Raw genomic sequence first — 21,610 nt, 5'->3', positions numbered from 1 at the left:
ACTGGGCAGGGTCAGCGCTGGAGATTGACGCGCAGCGCGAGCTGGCCGGACGCTTCGCGCGTCTCTGGCAAAGCCTGCCGCTGGTGGACGTGCAGCGCGAGCGTATCGGCCCTGCGCTGCGCCCGGGGCAGATCTTGTCCATTGGTCTGAACTATCACCGGCATGCCGGTGCCGGACGAGCCGATCGTGTCGAGCAAATCGGTGCATGCCCTGGGTGGTCCTTACGACGTGCTGCAGTTGCCGCGCGAGGGCAGCAAGACCGACTGGGAGGTGGAGCTGGGGGTGGTGATTGGCTGCCGCACGCAGTACCTGGCCAGCCCCGAACAGGCGCGTGCCTGCATCCTGGGGTACTGCACCGGCAATGACCTGTCCGAGCGTAGCTGGTTGCTCGAACGGGGTGGGCAATGGATCAAAGGCAAGTCCTTCGATGGTTTCGCACCGTTGGGCCCTTACCTGGTCACGGCCGATGAAGTGCCAGCGCCGCAGCGGCTGGAGCTAGTGTGCAAGGTCAACGGTGTGGTCATGCAGCAGGACAGCACCGAGGACATGATTTTCGACGTCGATCGGCTGGTGCATTACCTGAGCCAGTTCATGACCCTGCACCCCGGCGACGTGATCCTCACCGGTAGCCCCGGCGGCATGGCCCTGGGGCGGCCCGACCAGCCGTTCCTGCGCGAGGGTGATGTGGTCGAGGCCGAAGTGGTCGGCCTCGGCGCCCAGCGCCAGGTGTGCCGTGCGCCGCACGGCTGAACGTATACAAGGAGTTGAGATGAGCCTGTCTGCCAAGGTGTGTGCCAATACAGCGCTGCGTGAAGCGCCCCCCCGTCTGATCGCGGCGCTGGCACAGCGTTTCGGCGAGCGGTTTTCCACCGCACGTGCGGTCAGGGAGCAACATGGCCGTGACGAGTCGGCCTATGTCGATGCGCCGCTGCCACAGGGCGTGGTGTTTGCCCGCAACAGGGACGATATCGTTGACACCGTGCGCCTGGTGGGCGCCGATGGGGTGCCATTGATTCCCTATGGGGCGGGTTCATCGGTCGAGGGGCACTTGCTTGCGGTGCAGGGCGGCATCAGCCTCGACCTCAGCCAGATGGACCGGATTCTGGCGATTCACCCAGAAGACATGACCGTGACCGTGCAGCCCGGGGTCACCCGCAGCCAGCTCGATGAAGCACTCAAGGGCAGCGGCCTGTTCTTTCCCATCGATCCGGGCGCCGATGCGTCGCTGGGCGGCATGTGCGCCACCGGTGCCAGCGGGACCAATGCGGTGCGCTACGGCACCATGAAGGAGAATGTCCTGGCGCTGGAGGTGGTCACTGCCCAGGGTGAGGTGATCCGTACCGGTACCCGGGCCAGGAAGAGTAGCGCCGGCTACGACCTCACCCACCTGATGGTGGGCAGTGAAGGCACGCTGGGCATCATCAGCGAAGCGACCTTGCGGCTGCACCCGGTGCCGGAGTCTATCAGCGCAGCGGTGTGCTCGTTCGACACCCTCGACCAAGCGGTCAATACGGCGATCCAGGTCATCCAGTGCGCGATTCCGGTGGCGCGCATCGAACTCATCGATGGCAACACCGTGCGCATGGTCAATGGCCACAGCAAACTGGCGCTGCCCGAGTCACCCATGCTGCTGATGGAATTCCATGGCAGTGCCACTGGCGTTCGTGAGCAGGCCGAGGCGGTGCAAGCCATCGCCTCCGAATGGGGTGGGCAGGCGTTCCAGTGGGCGACTCAGGCCGAAGACCGGCGCCGCCTGTGGACGGCCCGGCATCATGCCTATTTCGCTGCGATTCAGTCGTACCCCGGCTGCCGGGCGATCAGTACCGATACCTGCGTACCCATCAGTTGCCTGGCCGAGTGCCTGCTCGACTCGATTGCCGAGGTGGACGCCACCGGGCTGCCGTATTTCCTCGTGGGTCACGTGGGCGATGGCAACTTCCACTTCGGTTACCTGGTGGACCCTGAAGACAGACGGCAATGGGAGCAGGCCGAGTCGCTGAACGATCGCCTGGTGGCACGGGCGATCCGCCTCGGCGGGACCTGCACCGGCGAGCATGGCATCGGCCTGCACAAGCAGGGGTACCTACTCGATGAGGCCGGTGAGGGGAGCGTGGCGATGATGCGCGCGATCAAGCGCACCCTCGACCCGCACAACATCCTCAACCCCGGTAAGATCTTTACTTTCGACTGAACCGCCAAGGAAGGTACGCCAATGAACCAACTCTCTACCTGCGCCCCGCGCACACTGCTGGTCACCGGCGGCTCGCGCGGTCTCGGCGCCGCCATGGTGATGGAGCTTGCGGCACGTGGCCACAACGTCTGCTTCACCTACCTCAATAGCCGTGAACAGGCCGAGCATCTGGCCGCCTCGTTCAAGCCAGGCCAAGTGATGCCGGTGTGCGCCGACGCCCGTGACCCCAGTGCCATCGAGCAGGCCGTGAAATGCTGCGTCGAGTACTTCGGCAGGCTCGATGGGCTGGTCAACAACGCCGGGATCACCCAGGACCGCAACGCCTTGGCGATGTCGGCCGAGCAATGGCATGGCGTGATCGATGGCAACCTGCACAGCGCCTTTCATGCCTGCAAAGCGGTATTGCCCCTGTTCGTTGAACAGGGGCATGGCGCAATCGTCAACATAGCCTCGGTGTCGGGGCTGATCGGTGTGCCGGGTCAGGCCAACTATTGCGCCAGCAAGGCCGGGCTGATCGGCATGACTCGTTCGTTTGCGGTCGAGTTCGCGTCGCGCGGCGTGCGCTGCAACGCCGTGGCGCCCGGCTTCATCGACACCGACATGACCCGCAAGCTGAACGAGCGCAGGGTGGCCCAGATGCTCGAACGCATCCCGATGCGCCGTTTCGGTGATGGTCAGGAGGTGGCCAAGGTAGTGGCCTTCCTGCTGTCCGATGATGCGGCCTACATGACGGGCCAGGTGCTGGCGGTGGACGGTGGCCTGGTGGCCTGAGGCCTTTCGCCGCGTTTTGCGATTACCCCCTTGTGGAGATTGTCGAAATGACCCTGGATGCCAGTCTCACCGGCCTGCGCACGGAAGCCGCGCTGCTGTTGCCCGCCGACATCGACCCTGAAGAAACCTCCGAATGGCTTGAAGCGTTCGATGGCGTGGTCCGCCATGTGGGCGTGGCACGCGCCCGCTATCTACTTCACCGCCTGATCGGTCAGGGCTTGCAGCACGGTATCGAGCCGGCTGCGGCGATGCGAACCGCTTACCGCAATACCGTGCACCACCTCCAGCAACCAGCGTTTGCCGGTGACTTGGCGCTGGAGGCCGAACTGGCGGCGCTCGTGCGTTGGAATGCACTGGCCATGGTGGTTCAGGCCAATCGCCGGGAGGGCACACTGGGTGGCCATATCTCCAGTTATGCCTCGGCTGCGGACTTGTTCGAAGTGGGCTTCAACCACTTCTTCCGCGCCGGGCCACCCGGCAGCGGCAACGACCTGGTGTTCTTTCAGGCGCACTCGGCACCGGGGATCTATGCCCGAGCCTTCCTCGAGGGGCGGCTGACCGAGCGGCAGCTGGCCAACTACCGCCGTGAGGCCGGCGGCGATGGGCTGAGTTCCTATCCGCATCCGTGGTCGATGCCCGAGTTCTGGCAGTTCCCCACCGGTTCCATGGGGCTGGGGCCGATCACCGCGATTCACCAGGCGCGTTTCATCCGCTACCTGCAGCTCCGCGGCTTGGCCGAGCCATCGGGGCGTCGCGTCTGGGGCATCTTCGGCGATGGCGAAATGGACGAGCCCGAATCGCTGGCCGCACTGGGGCTGGCCGCGCGCGAAGGGTTGGACAACCTCACCTTTGTGATCAACTGCAACCTGCAGCGGCTCGATGGCCCCGTGCGCGGCAATGGCAAGGTGATCCAAGAGCTGGAAGGGGTGTTCCGTGCCGCCGGCTGGAATGTGCTGAAAGTGCTCTGGGGTAGCGAGTGGGACGCACTGCTGGACCAAGACCCGCAAGGGCTGCTGCAGCACTGCCTGGAACGGGCGGTCGATGGCGAATACCAGTCGCTTTCGACGCTGGACGGCGCGGCGCTGCGCCAACGCTTCTTCGGCCAGCATCCGCAGCTGTTGCAGCAGGTTGCCCATCTGGATGATCGACAGCTCGAACGAATGCGCCGGGGGGGCCACGACCCGTTGAAGATCCATGCCGCCTTCAGCGCCGCCGTGGCCTGCCAGGGGCGCCCGACGGTGATCCTGACCAAGACCGAAAAGGGCTACGGCATGGGCCGCTGGGGGCAGGGCAAGATGACCGCCCATCAGCAGAAGCAGCTTGATGATGAGGCCTTGCTGGCATTTCGTGACCGCTTCGCATTGCCATTGACTGACGACGATGCGCGCAGCGCACGACTGTTCAAACCGCATGCCGACAGCGCGCCGATGCGTTATCTGCATGCTCGGCGCCAGGCGCTGGGGGGTTATCTGCCCAATCGCAGCTGCCAGGCAGCAAGGCTGTCGCCGCCTGCTGCCGACAGCTTTGCCGCGTTTGCCCGGCAGAGTGACGGCAAGCCGATGTCCACCACCCTGGCGTTCGTGCGCATGCTCGGTGCGCTGCTGCGTTCGGCGCCGCTGGGCAAACGTATCGTGCCCATCGTCGCCGACGAAGCACGTACCTTCGGGATGGCCAACCTGTTCCACAAGCATGGCATCTACGCACCCGGGGGCCAGCTGTACGCGCCGGAGGACCAGGACTCGATCGTGTCGTACCGGGAAGCGCAGGACGGCCAGATTCTTGAGGAAGGCATTACCGAGGCGGGCGCAATGGCCTCGTGGATCGCCGCTGGCACGGCCTACAGCAACCACGGCCTGGCCATGCTCCCGGTGTACATCTTCTACTCCATGTTCGGTTTCCAGCGTGTGGGCGACCTCATCTGGGCCGCTGCCGACCAGCGCAGCCGTGGTTTCCTGATCGGCGCCACCTCGGGGCGAACTACCCTTGCCGGGGAAGGCCTGCAACACCAGGACGGTTCCAGCCTCCTGGTTGCATCCACCGTACCCAATTGCATAGCTTACGACCTGGCATTTGCCGGAGAGCTGGCGGTCATCGTCGAGGACGGCCTGCAACGCATGCTGCAAGCGCAGGAAGACGTGTTCTACTACCTCACGGTGACCAACGAAAACTACCAGCAGCGACCATTGCCCGCCGGTGCCGAAACCGATGTGCTCAAGGGCATGTACCTGCTCGAGAGCCACGATGCCTCAGCCGGTGCGCCCGAGGTGCGCTTGCTGGGCAGCGGTGCCATCCTCAATGAAGTGCTGGCAGCGGGGCAGGCGCTCAATGCGGGTTGGGGGATCAAGGTGCAGGTATGGAGCGTCACCAGCTTCAGCGAGCTGGAGCGTGACGCCCGGTCTGCAGAGCAGGCACGCCTGGCGGGAGCGGTGGGGCGGCCAACCCATGTGCAACGCTGTTTGCCGGGCCCCTCGCCGGTGGTCGCCGCCACCGACTACGTGAGGGCCTGGCCGCAGCTCATCGCCCCTTATGTGCAGGCACCGTTCAAGGTGCTGGGTACCGATGGCTTTGGCCGCTCCGACACCCGGCGCACGTTGCGCCGGGTGTTCGAAGTGGACTGCCAGGCGATCTGCCTGAGTGCCTTGCAGGCGCTGGTGGACCAGGGACGTCTGGCCTCTTCGGTGCTCGGCGAGGCCCGGGCGCGCTTGGCTGGCGCGGATGAGCCCGATGACTGACGGCAAGAGGGGTTGCCCGTGAGCCTGGTTCTGCTCATGGGCATTTATCATGGGGCATGCCTGTTTTGGCAAATGCTGCCTATCGGCCTTGACGACCTGCAGGCCTGGCTGGTCGCCGGAAATTTGGGCGCACAGCAGTGCCCGCGGATCAACTGCGGGCCGTTCTGAAGGAATGCCCTGAAATAAACCGCTTGGCCCGGCGTCCTGGCGGAAATCAGACTCCCTTCTATTTATGCCAGCGCCGAGCCACCTCCATGATCGACACCGCGCCGCCCCCGGAGCCCGGCCTGCCGCGCTCTACCGCCAGCATCGCAGCTAGCTGGAAAGCGGCGCGCGGCTGGCGCCAGGCGATTTTGGCACGGGCCATTCGACCATCACGCGACTGGCCCACATTCCCGTTGCGCGGGCCAAGCTTGACGCGGAATTCGTTGCCCATTCTGCGGCTGGGCTGACGCTCTATGGTGCTTACCGGCTTTTTCTCTGTGTATGGCGCAGCTTGCGGGCTGGACAAATTTCTGCAGGGATTGTGTAAAGCTTGGGTTCTGCACTGAACCTGTGCGAGCTGGCTTGCCGGCGAACACCGGCGCAGCCGGTGCCATGCACCGCGTTGCTTTCTTTGCGGGCATGCCCGCTCCGACAGGTTTTATTGTAGGGTCACCGGCTTCATGTCATCCGGTAGTTGCCGAATAGCCGCCTCGATCCGCGCGATCGGTGCCGCGAGTTCGTCCGCTTCCTTGTCCTTGCCCTCCCTTCTCAGGCGATCGCGCTCAAGGCGCAGGTTAAGCAAATTTTGCTGCAGTTTCAGGGCCGAGGCATTGAACGGGTCCATGCTTTTCTCATGCTGTAGGCTTCCATGCCGTTGTAGGAAGACAGGACCGTAACAGCCCGAATTTGCGGGAGATACTGATGTTTCATACAGGAAAATCCCGCCGACTCGAATTCTCCTACATCGTGCGGTAAAAAATCCTACAAGTCGCGTTTCAAATCGTGTCTTTCCAACCCTCCTCAACACCCCGTGGTAGGTGGCCGCAAGTGGTTTTCGATAATGCACGCCCTCAACGCTGCTCAATCCAGCGCCTGCCGTGCTTTTCGAAATCTTATGTAGCAATTGCCGCCCTGGAAGCTACAGGTGATCCGCATCCACCAGCGCCTGGGTGAACGCCTGCGGCAGGTTGTGGCCGATGCCTCCGCTGATCAGCCGGTACTCTTACTTGCCGGTAGAGCGATCAGTACCTGCTCCGTGGGCAGGATGCGCGCGTAATCCAGAGCCAGGTTGCTCAATGACAGCGCATGTACATCCTCCGCGGGCCAAAGCCGGCCTTGCAGGTCGTGCTGGTCAAAGGTGAAGCAGGCATCTTCAACCACCACCACATCGAAACCGAGATTGCCCGCCGAGCGTGCGCTGGATTCCACGGAATTGTTGGTAATTACCCCGGCGATGACCAGTTCGTTGATACCGCGTGCGTGGAGCCAGCGCTCCAGGCCGGAGTTGGCGAAGGCATCGGGCACCTGTTTGTCGAACACGGTTTCGCTGGCCAGTGGGGTGAATGCGGGCTGGAATTCGCAACCCGACTGGCCGGGCCAGAACACCGAGTCCACCGAGCGGGACAGGTGGCGCACATGGACCACCGGGCGCCCTGACTGACGCCACGCAGCCAGCAGATCGCCTATACGCAGTTCGGCCTCAGGGTTGTTGCGCCGGCCCAGGCGCGGGTGGTGGATGCCAGCTTGAAGGTCAATCAACAACAGGGCAGCGTTGGTAGCTAGAGGGGTCATGACGGGATGGCACTCCTTGGCAAGTTCGAGCGCTTGACCCTAGCAGAGCGTGGATGATTGCAAAAATTGCTGTCACGCGTAAGGGCCAGGTGCGCCGCACTTGTGGGAGATGGCCCAGTGCGCTGTCGCGTAGATAACTGAAATTTCAAGCAATCCGCGTACCCTGTGGGAGCGGCTTTAGCCGCGAAGAATCCAACGCGGTGTATGGCACCGGCTGCGCCGGTGTTCGCGGCTGAAGCCGCTCCCACAGGGCCCCTGCTAATTCAATGAGTTATGTGCAGTTCTATGGGGGCGGCACCTTGTGTCGCGAAAGGGGCGCGCAGCGGCCCCAGGGGTTCGATGCATCCCTCAAGATTGCCGGGGCCGCCTTGCGGCCCTTTCGCGACGCAAAGCTGCTGCCACAAAAAACGGGCGCTCTGCATCTGATCCGCTTTTTTTCCACAAACCTGAATCTGTAACCGTATCAGCCCAAGCCCGACAATATGCCCATTCCCGCATCACACTTGTAGAGGTTCCAATGGGCAAGCTCGCGCTGTTCCTGGGTGGTTTTCTGCTGCTGACCATTCTGATTGGTATTCTTGGCACCATTCCGCCAAGCTGACGTTCATCACACATATTCCCCGCGGCCTGCCTGTCCTCCGGGCGGGCCCATTTCTCTTGGTTGTTGGCCGATCCACCCTACCGATTTGTACGATAAGTCATTCTTTGCACTGGGAAATCTGTCCACAAAAAACGTGGGTAGGTCTGTGGATAAAGTGCTGCAAGCCAAGCCCATGGCGGGCTCTGTTAAATTGAGCAGAATTTGAACAGCCGTTTCAGGGGGGGGGTTCAGTAGGCCAGGCCGGCGCGGCGCAGGGCCGCCAGCAGGTCGCGCACCCGTGCCGGCAGTTCGCCGGCGGGGTAGACGGCGTGCATCTGCGGGTCCTGGCCGTTGCTGGCGGTCAGGCGGTATTGCGGGCATACCCGCACCAGCCGCCCGGCCTTGACCTGCGCTTCGCCGACCCAGGCGGCCAGGCGGGCGATGCCGGCGCCGGCCAGGGTGCTGTGGTACACCGCGTCGCCTGAGTCCAGGCGCAGCCTGGGCCGGGGCCGCAGGCTGGTGATCTGGCCATCGCGGCAGAAGTGCCAGGCCTTGAGGATGCGCGGCGCGGTGTGCAGGATCAGCGCGTGCCCTTCGAGGTCCTCGGGTTGTTGTGGCGTGCCGGCCAGGGCCAGGTATTCAGGGCTCGCATACAGGTGGCGCCGGTAATCCCACAGCGGGTAGCCGATCAGCTCGCTCGACTGCGGGAAGGCCCCGCGCACCACGAAATCGAACTTGCCTTGCAGCGGGTCCAGGGCCCCGTCACTGTACTGCACGTCCAGGGTTACCTGGGGGTGACAGCGGGAAAACTCGGCAAGCACCTGGGGTAGCACATGTTCACCCAGCACCTGCGGCACGGCGAAGCGGATCCAGCCTTGTGCACTGCCGCTGAGCGCGGCCAGTTCGTCGGCGGCATCACGTTGCACATCCAGCAAGCGTTCGGCGTGGGGCAGCAGGCGCTCGCCGGCTTCGGTCAGGGTCACGGCGTTGGCGTTGCGGTTGAGCAGTTTGCTCCCGGCGTTGTCTTCCAGGGTTTGTACCGCGCGGGTTACCGCGCTAGGCGAGCGCCCCAGGGCGCGGGCGGCGGCGACGAAGCTACGCTTGTGCGCGACGCTGACGAATGCCTGGATTTCCCGCAGCATGTCCAATGCCATTGCCTGCTCCTCGTTGCAGTTTTCGCAATATGGCATTTCAACACAAGCGCGGTACTTTGATTAGCCTGGCAGGCGTCTTCACTGCCAGGAACCGCGTCATGATGGATATCGCTGTGCTTTCCGTGTTCGCCTTCGCCGCCGGGCTGATCGACGCCGCTGTGGGGGGCGGCGGGCTGATCCAGATCCCGGCCTTGTTCAATGTGCTGCCCACCGCGCAACCGGCGGCATTGCTTGGCAGCAACAAGCTGGCGTCGGTGTGTGGCACGGCTTTCGCGGCGCGTTCGTTCATCCGCAGGGTGACGCTGGACTGGGGGTTGATCGTGCCGGCGGCGCTCAGTGCCTTCGCCATGTCGTTCGCCGGTGCCGCCACGGTGTCGCTGGTGCCGCCTAGCGTGATGCGCCCGGCAGTGCTGGTGCTGATCGTGCTGATGGCCATCTACACCTTCTGCAAGAAGGACTTCGGCACGCTGCACAAACCCGCAAAGATCGGCCGCAAGGAACAGTGCCTGGCGGTGCTGATCGGTGGTGCGATCGGCTTTTACGATGGCCTGTTCGGGCCGGGTACCGGCAGCTTCCTGATCTTCCTGTTCATCCGCTTCTTTGCCCTGGACTTCCTGCACGCCTCGGCATCGGCCAAGGTGGTGAACATCGCCACCAACCTGGCGGCGCTGGTGTTCTTCGTGCCATCGGGCAACGTGCTGTACGCCATCGCCTTGCCCATGGCGGTGTGCAACATCCTCGGCGCGCTGACTGGTACCTGGCTGGCGGTGCGCAAGGGCGCGGGCTTTGTGCGCGGGCTGTTCCTGGTGCTGTTGTGCGTGCTGATCGCCAAGTTGACGTGGGACTTGCTGGCCGGCTAGCTCACATCACCTGGCGTTGCGCTTCGGCCTGCTCGACGCGGTTGCGGCCATGGGCCTTGGCCCGGTATAGCGCTTGGTCGGCGCGCGCCAGCAGTTCGTCGAGGGTGGGGGCCGGCATGTCGGCGGCACAACCGGCCAGGCCGATACTGACGGTAATCTGCAGGTGCTGGTCGGCCTGCGCCACATGCAGGTCCTGTACGGCGCGGCGCAGGCGTTCGGCAGTGAACTTGGCCCGGTCTGGCGCCAGGCCCGGGAGGACCACGACGAATTCCTCGCCGCCCAGGCGGGCGAACAGTTCGCCATCGTGCAACTGGTCCTGCAGGATGCCGGCGAACTGGCGCAGCACCTGGTCACCGACCGCATGGCCGTGGGCATCATTGATCGACTTGAAGTGGTCGATGTCCAGCATCATCAGGGTCAGCGGCAGCGCCTGGGCGTGTTGCTGGCGGCTGTCCAGCAGCGCGTTGGCGCGGCGGCTGAAAGCACTGCGGGTGAGCACGCCGGTGAGGTGGTCGATGGTGGCCTGATGCGCCAGGCGGGCCATCAGGCTGCGGTTGGCCTGGCTGACGCAGGCCACCACCAGCGGGCCGAGCACCAGCATGGCGATGCCCAGGCGCGCCGACAGCAGGGTGGTCACCCCGGGCTCGCTCTGCGGCACGCTGAAATGCATGAGGTTTTGCGCCACCGCCACAATCAGCGTGCTGCCGGCGGTAAGTGTCAGCAGTGAGACCAGGAACGGGGAGTAGGTCCAGGCACACCACAGCAGCGCGGCAATCGGGAAGGCAATGGCCCCGGGGCCGCCGAAGGCAATGCTGAACGCCAGCGAGGCCAGCAGTACCAGCAACGGCGCCAGGCGGATGGCCTGGGCGCCACCGCGTACCAGGGCTCGTGCCGAGGGCGCCGTCAGCAGCATTGGCAGCACCAGCACGCTGGTGGAGAACTGTTCACTGAACCAGGCCAGCCAGGTGGCGCGCAAGGACTGTTCGAACCATGGCGCGGCCATTACCGCCGCCATGCTGGCCGCCACTACTGCCGCGGCGGCACAGGCGCCGAACACGCTGAGCACGCCGTGGGGGGTGCGCATGCGCCGGTGCAGGCGCGGCAAGCGCGAGAGCAGCAGCCAGAGGGTGGCCACCACGCCCAGGTTGCACAGGTTGAACCACAGGGCGGGTACCCAGGCGCTGCCGCACAGCAGGTCGGCGCCGACCATGGCCAGCCAGACCAGGGCAAAGCCCGTCAGCGTGGCCTGGCGGGGGTAGCGCAGCAGCACGCCGGCCAGTACCGCGTTGACCGGCCAGAACAGCGACAGCGATTCGATCGGGCGGGCCAGGATGCCGCCCAGGGTGAGGGCAAAGGTCAGACCGAGCAGAACGACATAGTGCAACACGCGCGATTGGGCTGGAAAAACCATGGGCTCGACCGGCAAAGCGGAAACGAAATCCAGGACAACGGCTTGAAGCACCTGGGGCAATTGCGCATAAGTGTGTTTCGTCAAGGTACTTGATGTCAATCTGCCGCGATCGGTCGGGATAATGCCAAATTGCCTTCATTGGTTGCCAATCACCTCACAGCCCGAAGAACCGCGGCACCATCAACACGGTCACCAGCATCACCAACACGGTGAACGGTACGCCGACTTTGACGAAGTCGGCGAAGCGGTATTGTCCCGGGCCCAGTACCAGCGTGTTGACCGGCGATGACACCGGCGTCATGAACGCCGCCGAGGCGGCCAGCGCCACGGTCATGGCGAACGGGTAGGGCGACATGCCCAGCTGCGCGGCGGTGCTGACCGCCACTGGGGCCATCAGTACCGCGGTGGCCGTGTTGGAGATGAACAGGCCGATCACCGCCGTGACCGCGAACAGGCAGGCAAGAATGGCGCTGGGGCCGGCACCGCCCAGCACGCTGACCAGGCCACCCACCGCCAGGTCGATGCCGCCGGTTTTCTGCAATGCCTGGGCAAACGGCAGCATGCCGACGATCAGTACCAGGCTTTGCCAGTGGATGGCGCGGTAGGCGCTGTTCATGTCGATGCAGCGGCCTGCACCCATCAGCAGGCAGCCGATCAGCGCGGCAATGACGTTGGGTACCGCGCCGCTGACCATCAGCCCGACCATCACCGCCAGGCTCAGTAGCGCCTGTGGTGCGCGGGTGCGGGCGGGGGCGACCAGGTCGATTTCCGCGGGCAGGCTCAGTACCAGGAAGTCCTTGGGTTTGCTTTGCAACTGGCGCACGGCTTTCCATGGGCCTACTACCAGCAGGGTGTCGCCCAGGCGCAGCTTTTCTTCCACCAGTTGTGCTTCGATCGCCGCCTGCTCGCGGCGCAAGCCGACCACGTTGAGGTCGAAGCGAGTGCGGAAGGCCAGTTCGAGGATGCTCTTGCCGAGCAGTTTTGAACCTGGTGGCAGCGAGACCTCGGCCATGCCCAGCTCCTGGGACTGGTCGATGAAGTAGGCGGCCTTGAAGTGCAGCGGCTCCAGTTGCATGGTCTGGCACAGGCTGCGCAGGTCGTCGTGGTTGGCGAACAGGTCGAGCAGCAGCACGTCGCCCTGGTGCAGTACGGTGCTGGAGTCGGCGGCGATCACCCGTGTGGTGAACTTGTGCTGGCGCTCGATGCCGATCACGTTGGCGCCATGCCGGGTGCGCAGTTCCAGCTCGCCCAAGGTGTGGCCGATCAGCGGCGAGTGGGGGCGGATGCGCAGACGCCGCTCACGGCCGTTGAGCTTGTAGTCCAACACCAGGTCCAGCAGGGTGCGGCGGCTCTCCACACGGCCGTCCTTGCGCACTTCGCCATTCAGCCAGTGCCGGGTCAACAGCATGTAGCCGATGCCCAGCACCAGCACCACCAGGCCAAACGGGGTGAAGCTGAAGAAGCTGAAGCCGGCTTCGCCATGGCGCACCAGTTCGCTGTGCACCACCACGTTGGGCGGCGTGGCCACCAGGCTGAGCATGCCGCTGATCAGGCCGGCGAAAGCCAGCGGCATCATCAGGCGGCTGGGCGAAAGCTGCAGGCGCGCGGCGATGCTCAGCACCACCGGAATGAAAATGGCCACCACACCGGTGGAGCTCATCATCGAACCCAGCCCCGCCACAGCCACCATCAGCAGCACCAGCAGGCGGGCCTCGCTGTTGCCGGCCCGCTCGCTCATCCATTCGCCGATGCGGTAGGCAATGCCGGTGCGCACCAGGCCTTCACCGATCACGAACAGGGCAGCGATCAGCACCACGTTGGGGTCACTGAAGCCGGCCAGCGCCTGCTCCACGGTGAGGATGCCCGATAGCGGCAGGGCGAGGATCACCAGTAGCGCGACCACGTCCATGCGTGGGCGGTTGATGACGAACAGCACGATGACGATGGCCAGCAGGCCGAGGACCCAGAGCAGCTCTTGGTTCATGGGGAGGGGGTGTTCCTTCACACGGGGCACGATAGACAGTAGCAGCCAGTGTGCCGGATTGCGGTGAAGGGGGTGTTGATGTACTGCAGGGTTTGCAAAACAAAAGGGGCCGCATTGCGGCCCCTTGGTCACCGGGATCAGTGACGGTGACGGTGACGACGGTGCTTGCCGTCGTTGTCGCCCAGGTGGTTGCCGATGGCCCCACCGGCCGCACCGCCCAGGCCGGCACCTACGGTGGAGCCGGTCTTGCCACCCACCGCGCCGCCCAGCAGCGAACCGCCGGCCGAACCCAGGCCACCGCCGATGGCGGCTTCGGTACGGTTGCCCTTGCGTGCACCTACCGCACTGCCGGCTGCGCCGCCGAGGCCGGCGCCAATGGCCGCCCCCGTTTTGCCGCCGATCTGTTGACCGACAACGTTACCCAGAACACCACCCAGGCCACCGCCAATGGCGGCGGTACCGTCACCGGCGAAAGCGCCCTGGCACAGCAGCAGGCCGAGGGCAAGGGAAGGCAGAGTCAGACGCATGATACGAACCTCAAAGGAATCATCAGGTTAAGGTGCCGCGCAATGGGCGACGGCTCAGGGTTGAAAAGACGCTTTAGCGGTAGTAGCGGTCACCACGGTAGCGACGATAGTCATCATCATCGTCGTCGCGGTCATGCCGATGGTGGTGGCGATGGTCACGGTCACGGTCACGCCAGCCATCGTCGTCGTCATGGTAGCGATGGCTATGGCACCCTGCGGTGAGCAGGACAACGGCAATTAGCGAAAGGCTTGCAAGACGGGTCATCACGATATAGGTCCTTGATCCGCAAAGGTTTACGGCACACCTTCTGAGACTGGAAAGGATCCATTTGGTTTCGCTGGCAGGCAAAAATTTGTCGTGCCAGCGATGAGCGGCATGCCTTGTCCGCGACAGCCACCTGCGCGCGACAATTCACTCGCGATGCTTGCCAGTGCTAGAGTCGCCTTCTTTTTACCCTGAGGATGGAACATGCGTGCGATTCTGCCGATGGCCGCGGCGCTGATGCTGGTCGGTTGTGCTTCTGCGACCATGGAAACGGCCCGCAGCGGCAAGCCGACTGCGCAGCTCGACTCGCACAAGGCGCCGGAACTGGTGGCCCAGTGCATCCAGTTCAGCTGGCAGGAAGAGAAGGTGTTCGGCGATGATGCCAGTGGCTACCTGGAACCACGCAAACAGGGTGGGTTCACGGTGTATACCCGTGAGGCCGAGGCGTTCGTGGACGTGTACCCGCAGGCGGGTGGGGCGCGGGTGGATTACTACGCGCAGAAGAGCGACGGCGTGGCGCTACAACGCCGGGCGGCTGCGGCGACCTGCCTGTAACGGCAAGACACATTTCCCTGTGGGAGCTGGCCCAGCCCTTTGGGCTGCGCTGTCGCATAGAGAACTGAATTCGCAAGCGGTCCGTGCATCCTGTGGGAGCGGCTTTAGCCGCGAAGAATCCAACGCGGTGCATGGCACCGGCTGCGCCGGTGTTCGCGGCTAAAGCCGCTCCCACAGGGGCCCTGCTAATTCAACGAGTTATGTGCAGTTCTATGAGGGCGGGTTCACCCGCGAATGCGTCGGTACATTCAACACCGCATTCGCGGGTAAACCCGCTCACAGTGACCGCATCAGCTTTACAATTTTTAGCAAGGCTTTTGTGTCGCAGGAAGATTGGCGGAGGCTAGCATGAGCCCCCACGAATCAAGGAAGACACCATGGACCGCTCACTGCGACTCAACCGCGCCAGCTGGGATGAACGTGCTCCGCTGCATGCTGCTTCCAACGACTACGAAGTCGAACGGCTCATCCAGCAACCCGAACACCTTTCCCAAACCGTACGCTTCGACTTGCCATTGCTTGGTGATATCGACGGGCTCAACGCCGTCCACCTGCAGTGCCACATCGGCACCGACACCCTCTCGCTGGCACGGCTTGGCGCCAAGGTCTGTGGCCTGGATTATTCCGTGGCTTCGCTGGCCGAGGCGCGGGTGCTGGCCGAGCGCTGTGCCACCCCCATCGCGTATGTCGAGGCCGACGTCTACGCCGCCGACAAGGTGCTGTCGGCCGGCACGTTCGACCTGATCTACACCGGCATCGGCGCGCTCTGCTGGCTGCCCCGCATCGAGCCGTGGGCGCGTACTGTCGCGAACCTGCTGAAACCGGGTGGACGGCTGTTCCTGCGTGACGGGCACCCGATGCTGATGGCGGTCAATGAAGACCATCAGGACCGCCTGCAACTCGAATACCCGTATTTCGAGCACGAAGAGCCGACGGTGTGGCACACCGACCAGACCTATGTTGAAACCGAGCAACGCCTTTCCCACACCGAAACCCACGAGTGGAACCACGGCCTGGGCGAAGTGATCAGTGCCTTGCTGGCCCACGGTCTGAAGCTGACCGCGCTGGTCGAGCACCAGAGCATCCCCTGGGAGGCGCTGCCTGGGCAGATGGTCAAGGGCGACGACGGTGAATATCGCCTGCGCGAGCAGCCCGCACGCCTGCCCCTGAGCTACACCCTGGTGGCAGTAAAAGCCTGATCAGGACAGATAGCCGCCGTCGACATTGAGTGCGGTACCGGTGGTGTAGCTGGAGGCATCGCTGGCCAGGTACAACACGGCGCCGGCCATTTCCGTGGGGTCGGCCACGCGCTTGAGCGGGATCTGCTGCAGCGCGGCGTTGAGGATGGCGTCGTTCTTCACCAGTGCCGAGGCGAACTTGGTGTCGGTCAGGCCCGGCAACAGGGCGTTGCAGCGGATACCGAATTGCGCGCATTCCTTGGCGAAGACCTTGGTCATGTTGATCACCGCCGCCTTGGTCACCGAATAGATGCCCTGGAACAGGCCGGGCGAAACCCCGTTGATCGATGCCACGTTGATGATGCTGCCGCCACCCTGCTCGCGCATCAGCTTGCCGGCCTCTACCGACATGAAGAAGTAGCCACGGATGTTCACGTCCACGGTCTTCTGGAAAGCCCCAGGGTCGGTATCCAGCACGTTGCAGAACTGCGGGTTGGTGGCGGCGTTGTTGACCAGGATGTCCAGCCGCCCGAACTGCTCGCGGATGCCGGCGAACACCTGCTGGATCTGCTCCAGTTCACCGATGTGGCAGGCCACCGCCGTGGCCTTGCCACCGGCGGCGATGATGGCATCGGCCACCTGCCGGCAACCGTCGAGCTTGCGGCTGGACACGATCACATGGGCACCTTGCTGGGCCAACAGGTGGGCGATGGCCTCGCCGATGCCACGGCTGGCGCCGGAAACGAAGGCAATCTTGCCGTCGAGGTCGAACAGGTGGGTCTTGGACATGCTGTTTTCCTTGTTATCCGTCGTCGAGGTCGGGGCTCAGAGGCTGGACTTGGCGATGACCTGCAAGGTCATCTGCTCCAGCAAGCGGTTCATGTGGATGAACTGGGCGAAGCGCTTGTCCTGGGTCTGGCCGTGGTAATAGCGGTAGTAGATCTGCTGGACGATGCCGGCCAGGCGGAACAGGCCATAGCAATAGTAGTAATCGAAGTTGTCCAGGCGGATGCCGGCGCGCTCGGCGTAGTAATCGACGAACTGGCGGCGGCTGAGCATGCCCGGGGCGTTGCTCGGCTGGCGGCGCATCAGTTGCACCGGCGCCGGGTCGCCGGCCTCGATCCAGTAGGCCAGGCTGTTGCCCAGGTCCATCAGCGGGTCGCCGAGGGTAGCCATTTCCCAGTCCAGCACACCGATGATGCGCATGGGGTTGTCGGCATCGAGGATCACGTTGTCGAAACGGTAGTCGTTGTGCACGATGCCGGGCCGCGGGTGGTCGGCGGGCATTTTCTCGTGCAGCCAGGCGCTCACCTGTTCCCAGCGCGGGGCGTCCGGGGTCAGGGCCTTTTCATAACGGCTGGTCCAGCCCTCGATCTGGCGCTGCACATAGCCTTCCGGTTTGCCCAGGTCGGCCAGGCCGCAGGCGTTGTAGTCCACCTGGTGCAACTCCACCAGGCGGTCGATGAAACTCTTGCACAAGGCCTCGGTGCGGTTGGCGTCGAGGTCCAGTTCGGCCGGGATGTCCGAGCGCAGGATGATGCCCTTGACCCGCTCCATCACGTAGAACTCGCCGCCGATCAGGCTGCTGTCGGTGCAGTGCACGTAGGCCTTGGGGCAGTAGGGGAAGCCGCTGTTCAGCTGGTTGAGGATGCGAAACTCGCGGCCCATGTCGTGGGCCGATTTGGCCTTCTGCCCGAACGGCGGGCGGCGCAGCACGAAGTCGCGGCCCGGATAGCTGACCAGGTAGGTAAGGTTGGAGGCGCCGCCAGGGAACTGGCTGATGCTCGGCAGGCCATTCAGGCCGGGGATGTTGGCCTTGAGGTAAGGGTCGATGACGGCCGCGTCGAGTTCTTCGCCGGGGCGTACCTGGGTGGACTGGTCGGTGAGCGTCATGCGTTTTCCTTATTCTCGATCGCAAGGACTATTGGCTAATCTAATGGTCAGCCGGGTGTGGGACAAGCGTGCCAGGTGCCATATAGGTGAGGGTGTTGCTGCCCGATCAACTGCCTTGATGAAGCGACTGGCCCTATCGCCGGCAAGCCAGCTCCCACAGGTACGGCGGCGTTCTGCAGGCAGGTGCTGACCCTGTGGGAGCTGGCTTGCCGGCGATAGGGCCCGAACAGGCGGGCAAAAAAAAAACCGAAGCCGGTCAGGCTTCGGTTTTTCGATCATCCGTTATCCCCAGCCCTCAGGACGGGAACAGCTCGCTGAGCTTCATCGACAGCATCATGTCGCCTTCAACGCGCAGCTTGCCGCCCATGAACGCCTGCATGCCGTCGGTTTCGCCGCTGACGATACCCTTCAGGGTTTCGCTGTCCATCACCAGGGTACAGTTGGCATCCGGGTTTTCGCCTTCCTGCAGGTCGCAGGTACCGTCCTTGACGATCAGCGCGTAGTGCTTGCCTTCGTCGGTGATGTTGAAGCCGAACACCAGGTCCAGGCCGGCGGCAGCGGATGGGTTGAACTTCTCTTGCATCTTTTTGACGGCATCAGCTACGGAGGTCATGGCGCATTCCTTATAGAGTGATTTACACGTCCCCGCAGGGACACAACAGGCCGGGCTCATCGATAGGTGACAAGCTCCGGCGCCCTCAACAGCTGCACATGGGCCTGGCTGTTGAAGGAAGCCAGTGTCACGTCGCGGCCGCGGAACTTCAGCTGGCTGAGCGACGTGTTGATGATTTGCCAGTTCAGCGCGAACGCCTGGCTGGGGGTAATACGGGTAACCAGGTGGAGCAGGGCGGCAATGGTGCCGCCCGAGGTGAAAATGGCGATATTGTCACCGCTAGCGGCGGCATCGAGTACGCGCTGCAGGCCGCCTTGCACGCGGGCGGTGAACGCCTGCCAGGTCTCCAGGCCACTGTCGGCATGTTCGCCATCGTGCCAACGCTGCACCATCAGTGCGAACAGACGCTGGAACTCGCTGCGGTGCTGCGCGCCATTGCGCAGGATGTGCAGGGCGTCGGGCTCTTGCGGCAGCAGCCCAGGCAACAGGGCACGGATCACACCATCGGCATCGAACTCATTGAACGCAGCATCGGTCTCGACAGCCGGCACCGGGCTGCCGTTGGCGTGCAATGCTTGCAGGGCCAGGCGCGCGGTATCCTGCTGGCGGCGCAGGTCGCCTGCCACGCAGCGGTCCAGCCGTACCCCGAGCTGGGCCAGGTGCTCACCCAGGGCCTGGCTCTGGCGCACGCCCACGGGCGAGAGCACATCGTAGTCAGCGGCACCGAAGGAGGCTTGGCCATGTCGGATCAGGTAGAGGTTTCCCACGAAAGGTTCCGGCCTGTTGGAGGTTGCTGCGAGGTTAGGATGCGGCACACGGGCTGTCAACGAAAAACATACAAGCGTTTGAAAAGGTTGTTTGAAAGGTGTTGCCGGCGTTTACAGCGGCTGGCAGCACCTCAGGCGCAACGGTATGCTTGCTACAGTTACGCGCCGTAGTGGCGCAGGTCTTTAAGGAGTCAACGTGGAGTTTCTTGCTGAATACGCAAGCTTTCTCGCCAAAACCGCCACCCTGGTCATCGCCATCCTGATAGTGCTGTCGGCCATCGCCGGGCTGCGCGGCAAGGGGCGGCGCAAATCGGGTGGGCAATTGCAGGTCACCCGCCTGAACGAGTTCTACAAGGACCTGCGCGAGCGTCTTGAATCAGGCCTGCTCGACAAGGCCCAGCTCAAGGCCTTGCGCAAGCAGCAGGCCAAGGCGGAAAAACAGCAGAAGAAGGGTAAGGCCGAGGAGAAGGGCCGGGTCTTCGTGCTGGACTTCGATGGCGACATCAAAGCCTCTGCCACCGAAAGCCTGCGCAACGAAATCACTGCGCTACTGACCCTGGCCACCCCGCGTGACGAAGTGGTGCTGCGCCTTGAAAGCGGTGGCGGCCTGGTGCACAGCTACGGCCTGGCCGCATCGCAACTGGCGCGCCTTCGCCAGGCCGGCATCCCGTTGACGGTGTGCATCGACAAGGTGGCTGCCAGCGGCGGTTACATGATGGCCTGCATCGGCGAGAAGATCGTCAGCGCGCCGTTCGCTGTACTGGGCTCCATTGGCGTGGTGGCGCAGTTGCCCAACGTCAACCGCCTGCTGAAGAAGCACGACATCGATTTCGAAGTGCTGACCGCCGGTGAGTACAAGCGCACCCTGACCGTGTTCGGCGAGAACACCGAGAAGGGCCGGGAGAAGTTCCAGGAAGACCTGGACATCACCCACCAGCTGTTCAAGGACTTCGTCGCCCGCTATCGCCCGCAGTTGCACATCGACGAAGTGGCCACCGGCGAAGTCTGGCTGGGTGTCGCAGCACTCAACCGCAAGCTGGTGGACGAGCTGCAGACCAGCGACGAGTACCTCAGCGAGCGTGCGCGCAACGCCAACCTGTTCCACCTGCACTATGCCGAGCGCAAGAGCCTGCAGGAGCGAATCGGCATGGCTGCCAGTGGCACGGTGGAGAACACCGTGGTGGGCTTGTGGAGTAAACTCGGCCGCCTGCGCTAACACCTTGAACCCGTTGAAATTTTTTTTTGTTCAGGGGGTTGCAAGGTTAAAGGAATGAAGACATAATGGCGCCCATCGAAACGCAGGAAACTTTGAAAAAGGTTCAGCGTTTCAAGGAGATAGCGAAGCGAAAGCTGCTAGATCCAACCTTTGAGGCCGAGTAGCAAAGTGGTTATGCTCCGGATTGCAAATCCGTCTACGCCGGTTCGATTCCGACCTCGGCCTCCACCATTCGAAAGCCCCGCAGATTAACGTCTGCGGGGTTTTTCTTTGCGCCCTAGAAAATACCGAAGTCCCAAAACTATTGGCAGACAGTCCCAAAACTTACTCATTTGGAAGGCTTGGCGATGGCGCCGACGCGTCGGTAAACGCGCTCAGTGATTCCCTCTTTCGAGTGACCAAGAAGCACGCTCGCATCGCTCAGGTCGTTGATTTCGGAAGCCGCTTTCGGTCGAATATCGCGGAACTGGAACTGGGCGATTCGGTTGGCCAGGTCCGGCTTCTTCTCCATTTCGGCTTTCGCCCTGGCGGCCTCGCGGGCATCTGACCACCGGTTGCGCAGCATCGGCCAACTCATGCGCTTGCCGTGCTCGTTGAGGATGAAGAACGGCGACAGGTGCTCGCTGGTCCTGCGCATGATTCGCTCGAGCAGCTGGCCCAGACTGTTCTTCACCCCGCCCACTTCCAAGACGATCCTCAATCGCTTGCCGGTCTTGCCTTGGCTGGGAGAGCAGGGCGATCTCCCTGTTTGCCCTGGTCTTGGCCGACCGCGAATCGCGGTACTGCGCGATCATTGCCGGCGTGATGGCATCGATTGGCGCCGAGTCGAACACGGTTCGCAGCTGCTTGAGCTCATAGATGTTGTCCTTTTGGGTCCTGGCGGCCTTGCCCGGGATGATCTTCAGCAGGTACTCGTCGAAGATTCCCTTCATTGTGGTCAGCTCTTTCGGTACCGACTTGGCCTCCAGTTCCGCCCACTTCAGCTTGGCCTTCACCAAGTCATTGCCGAGGAAGATGTCCTTGCCTGACTTGTCTCTGTAGTACAGCGCCTCCCACACCTTGCCGTTGGCTTTTGGTCTCTTGCGGCGATACATACCTGGCGGCAGGTCGCGATTCTCGGTCTTCCTTGGGCGCATT

21 protein-coding genes, 1 tRNA gene and 1 pseudogene are annotated in these 21,610 nt (G+C 63.4%); 10 read left to right on the top strand and 13 right to left on the bottom strand.

What is annotated here, in order from left to right:
- Positions 1–11 precede the first annotated feature (11 nt).
- On the bottom strand, positions 12–197 hold the full coding sequence (locus tag FQ664_RS27930) for a hypothetical protein (RefSeq protein ID WP_256676011.1): 186 nt from the start codon (positions 195–197) through the stop codon (positions 12–14).
- Between FQ664_RS27930 and FQ664_RS18530 the strand changes: the two genes are divergently transcribed.
- The 5 genes from FQ664_RS18530 to FQ664_RS27305 are packed head-to-tail and all read left to right on the top strand — an operon-like array spanning position 187 to position 5,862.
- Positions 187–750 (top strand): fumarylacetoacetate hydrolase family protein, encoded by a 564-nt coding sequence (locus tag FQ664_RS18530; RefSeq protein ID WP_256676010.1) that lies wholly within the window; start codon positions 187–189, stop codon positions 748–750. The two genes, FQ664_RS27930 and FQ664_RS18530, sit on opposite strands and share 11 nt — an antisense overlap.
- A gap of 19 nt (positions 751–769) precedes the next feature.
- Entirely contained in the window at positions 770–2,191 is a 1,422-nt protein-coding gene (locus tag FQ664_RS18525; protein WP_144173967.1) for an FAD-binding oxidoreductase, read from the top strand.
- 21 nt (positions 2,192–2,212) lie between these two features.
- The gene (fabG, locus tag FQ664_RS18520; RefSeq protein WP_144173966.1) at positions 2,213–2,962 is read left to right on the top strand and encodes a 3-oxoacyl-ACP reductase FabG; all 750 of its coding nucleotides are present in this window, start codon (positions 2,213–2,215) and stop codon (positions 2,960–2,962) included.
- Between the two features lie 47 nt (positions 2,963–3,009).
- Complete coding sequence (gene aceE / locus FQ664_RS18515; protein WP_144173965.1) at positions 3,010–5,694, top strand: pyruvate dehydrogenase (acetyl-transferring), homodimeric type; 2,685 nt, start codon at positions 3,010–3,012, stop codon at positions 5,692–5,694.
- 18 nt (positions 5,695–5,712) lie between these two features.
- Entirely contained in the window at positions 5,713–5,862 is a 150-nt protein-coding gene (locus FQ664_RS27305) for a hypothetical protein (RefSeq protein WP_178091016.1), read from the top strand.
- A 475-nt stretch (positions 5,863–6,337) separates the two neighbouring features.
- Here the strand turns inward: FQ664_RS27305 and FQ664_RS18500 are convergent, their stop codons facing one another.
- The 3 genes from FQ664_RS18500 to FQ664_RS18485 form a co-directional block, all read right to left on the bottom strand.
- Positions 6,338–6,523, bottom strand: a complete 186-nt coding sequence (locus FQ664_RS18500; RefSeq protein ID WP_144173964.1) for a hypothetical protein — start codon at positions 6,521–6,523, stop codon at positions 6,338–6,340.
- 365 nt (positions 6,524–6,888) lie between these two features.
- The gene (locus FQ664_RS18495; RefSeq protein WP_144173962.1) at positions 6,889–7,470 is read right to left on the bottom strand and encodes a cysteine hydrolase family protein; all 582 of its coding nucleotides are present in this window, start codon (positions 7,468–7,470) and stop codon (positions 6,889–6,891) included.
- Positions 7,471–8,298: 828 nt separating this feature from the next.
- On the bottom strand, positions 8,299–9,204 hold the full coding sequence (locus tag FQ664_RS18485) for a LysR family transcriptional regulator (protein WP_144173959.1): 906 nt from the start codon (positions 9,202–9,204) through the stop codon (positions 8,299–8,301).
- A 98-nt stretch (positions 9,205–9,302) separates the two neighbouring features.
- On the opposite strand from FQ664_RS18485, the gene FQ664_RS18480 reads away from it, so the two are divergent.
- A complete protein-coding gene (locus FQ664_RS18480) occupies positions 9,303–10,064 on the top strand; it encodes a sulfite exporter TauE/SafE family protein (RefSeq protein ID WP_144173957.1) in 762 nt (253 codons plus the stop codon).
- Position 10,065: 1 nt separating this feature from the next.
- On the opposite strand, the gene FQ664_RS18475 is transcribed toward FQ664_RS18480, so the two are convergent.
- The 4 genes from FQ664_RS18475 to FQ664_RS18460 all read right to left on the bottom strand — a co-directional run bounded on the left by FQ664_RS18475 (position 10,066) and on the right by FQ664_RS18460 (position 14,251).
- The gene (locus FQ664_RS18475; RefSeq protein ID WP_144174153.1) at positions 10,066–11,490 is read right to left on the bottom strand and encodes a GGDEF domain-containing protein; all 1,425 of its coding nucleotides are present in this window, start codon (positions 11,488–11,490) and stop codon (positions 10,066–10,068) included.
- A gap of 139 nt (positions 11,491–11,629) precedes the next feature.
- On the bottom strand, positions 11,630–13,459 hold the full coding sequence (locus FQ664_RS18470) for an SLC13 family permease (RefSeq protein ID WP_144173955.1): 1,830 nt from the start codon (positions 13,457–13,459) through the stop codon (positions 11,630–11,632).
- 137 nt (positions 13,460–13,596) lie between these two features.
- Complete coding sequence (locus FQ664_RS18465) at positions 13,597–13,986, bottom strand: glycine zipper domain-containing protein (protein WP_144173953.1); 390 nt, start codon at positions 13,984–13,986, stop codon at positions 13,597–13,599.
- Positions 13,987–14,059: 73 nt separating this feature from the next.
- The gene (locus FQ664_RS18460) at positions 14,060–14,251 is read right to left on the bottom strand and encodes a hypothetical protein (RefSeq protein ID WP_003257401.1); all 192 of its coding nucleotides are present in this window, start codon (positions 14,249–14,251) and stop codon (positions 14,060–14,062) included.
- 204 nt (positions 14,252–14,455) lie between these two features.
- Between FQ664_RS18460 and FQ664_RS18455 the strand changes: the two genes are divergently transcribed.
- Both FQ664_RS18455 and FQ664_RS18450 read left to right on the top strand, forming a co-directional pair.
- The gene (locus FQ664_RS18455) at positions 14,456–14,806 is read left to right on the top strand and encodes a hypothetical protein (RefSeq protein ID WP_144173951.1); all 351 of its coding nucleotides are present in this window, start codon (positions 14,456–14,458) and stop codon (positions 14,804–14,806) included.
- Positions 14,807–15,183: 377 nt separating this feature from the next.
- Complete coding sequence (locus FQ664_RS18450) at positions 15,184–16,005, top strand: class I SAM-dependent methyltransferase (protein WP_144173949.1); 822 nt, start codon at positions 15,184–15,186, stop codon at positions 16,003–16,005.
- On the opposite strand, the gene FQ664_RS18445 is transcribed toward FQ664_RS18450, so the two are convergent.
- The 4 genes from FQ664_RS18445 to FQ664_RS18430 form a co-directional block, all read right to left on the bottom strand.
- Positions 16,006–16,773, bottom strand: a complete 768-nt coding sequence (locus FQ664_RS18445) for an SDR family oxidoreductase (protein WP_144173948.1) — start codon at positions 16,771–16,773, stop codon at positions 16,006–16,008. It lies immediately after the preceding gene.
- A gap of 36 nt (positions 16,774–16,809) precedes the next feature.
- Positions 16,810–17,877 carry a phosphotransferase family protein gene (locus FQ664_RS18440; protein ID WP_144173946.1) on the bottom strand — a complete coding sequence of 356 codons (1,068 nt, stop codon included), beginning with the start codon at positions 17,875–17,877 and terminating at the stop codon, positions 16,810–16,812.
- A 295-nt stretch (positions 17,878–18,172) separates the two neighbouring features.
- Positions 18,173–18,490, bottom strand: coding sequence for an SCP2 sterol-binding domain-containing protein (locus FQ664_RS18435; RefSeq protein ID WP_046614879.1), 318 nt, complete (start codon positions 18,488–18,490; stop codon positions 18,173–18,175).
- Positions 18,491–18,546: 56 nt separating this feature from the next.
- Positions 18,547–19,257, bottom strand: coding sequence for a histidine phosphatase family protein (locus FQ664_RS18430; protein WP_144173944.1), 711 nt, complete (start codon positions 19,255–19,257; stop codon positions 18,547–18,549).
- 196 nt (positions 19,258–19,453) lie between these two features.
- Here FQ664_RS18430 and sohB point away from each other — a divergent pair, with 196 nt between their 5' ends.
- Both sohB and FQ664_RS18420 read left to right on the top strand, forming a co-directional pair.
- Entirely contained in the window at positions 19,454–20,473 is a 1,020-nt protein-coding gene (gene sohB / locus FQ664_RS18425; protein ID WP_144173942.1) for a protease SohB, read from the top strand.
- 154 nt (positions 20,474–20,627) lie between these two features.
- Positions 20,628–20,701 (top strand) — tRNA-Cys (locus FQ664_RS18420).
- 100 nt (positions 20,702–20,801) lie between these two features.
- Here the strand turns inward: FQ664_RS18420 and FQ664_RS18415 are convergent.
- Positions 20,802–21,609 (bottom strand): annotated as a pseudogene (locus tag FQ664_RS18415) (phage integrase Arm DNA-binding domain-containing protein).
- Position 21,610 lies beyond the last annotated feature (1 nt).

The organism is Pseudomonas persica (assembly GCF_900291015.1).
GTDB lineage: Bacteria > Pseudomonadota > Gammaproteobacteria > Pseudomonadales > Pseudomonadaceae > Aquipseudomonas.
This window is presented reverse-complemented; position numbering and strand designations above follow the sequence as displayed.

What these genes read in the sequence shown, in the direction of transcription:
- FQ664_RS18525 (WP_144173967.1), top strand. Translation starts at nt 770, where the DNA reads ATGAGCCTGTCTGCCAAGGTGTGTGCCAATACAGCGCTGCGTGAAGCG.
- fabG (WP_144173966.1), top strand. Translation starts at nt 2,213, where the DNA reads ATGAACCAACTCTCTACCTGCGCCCCGCGCACACTGCTGGTCACCGGC.
- aceE (WP_144173965.1), top strand. Translation starts at nt 3,010, where the DNA reads ATGACCCTGGATGCCAGTCTCACCGGCCTGCGCACGGAAGCCGCGCTG.
- FQ664_RS18500 (WP_144173964.1), bottom strand. Translation starts at nt 6,523, where the DNA reads ATGGACCCGTTCAATGCCTCGGCCCTGAAACTGCAGCAAAATTTGCTT.
- FQ664_RS18495 (WP_144173962.1), bottom strand. Translation starts at nt 7,470, where the DNA reads ATGACCCCTCTAGCTACCAACGCTGCCCTGTTGTTGATTGACCTTCAA.
- FQ664_RS18485 (WP_144173959.1), bottom strand. Translation starts at nt 9,204, where the DNA reads ATGGCATTGGACATGCTGCGGGAAATCCAGGCATTCGTCAGCGTCGCG.
- FQ664_RS18480 (WP_144173957.1), top strand. Translation starts at nt 9,303, where the DNA reads ATGATGGATATCGCTGTGCTTTCCGTGTTCGCCTTCGCCGCCGGGCTG.
- FQ664_RS18470 (WP_144173955.1), bottom strand. Translation starts at nt 13,459, where the DNA reads ATGAACCAAGAGCTGCTCTGGGTCCTCGGCCTGCTGGCCATCGTCATC.
- FQ664_RS18465 (WP_144173953.1), bottom strand. Translation starts at nt 13,986, where the DNA reads ATGCGTCTGACTCTGCCTTCCCTTGCCCTCGGCCTGCTGCTGTGCCAG.
- FQ664_RS18460 (WP_003257401.1), bottom strand. Translation starts at nt 14,251, where the DNA reads ATGACCCGTCTTGCAAGCCTTTCGCTAATTGCCGTTGTCCTGCTCACC.
- FQ664_RS18455 (WP_144173951.1), top strand. Translation starts at nt 14,456, where the DNA reads ATGCGTGCGATTCTGCCGATGGCCGCGGCGCTGATGCTGGTCGGTTGT.
- FQ664_RS18450 (WP_144173949.1), top strand. Translation starts at nt 15,184, where the DNA reads ATGGACCGCTCACTGCGACTCAACCGCGCCAGCTGGGATGAACGTGCT.
- FQ664_RS18445 (WP_144173948.1), bottom strand. Translation starts at nt 16,773, where the DNA reads ATGTCCAAGACCCACCTGTTCGACCTCGACGGCAAGATTGCCTTCGTT.
- FQ664_RS18440 (WP_144173946.1), bottom strand. Translation starts at nt 17,877, where the DNA reads ATGACGCTCACCGACCAGTCCACCCAGGTACGCCCCGGCGAAGAACTC.
- FQ664_RS18435 (WP_046614879.1), bottom strand. Translation starts at nt 18,490, where the DNA reads ATGACCTCCGTAGCTGATGCCGTCAAAAAGATGCAAGAGAAGTTCAAC.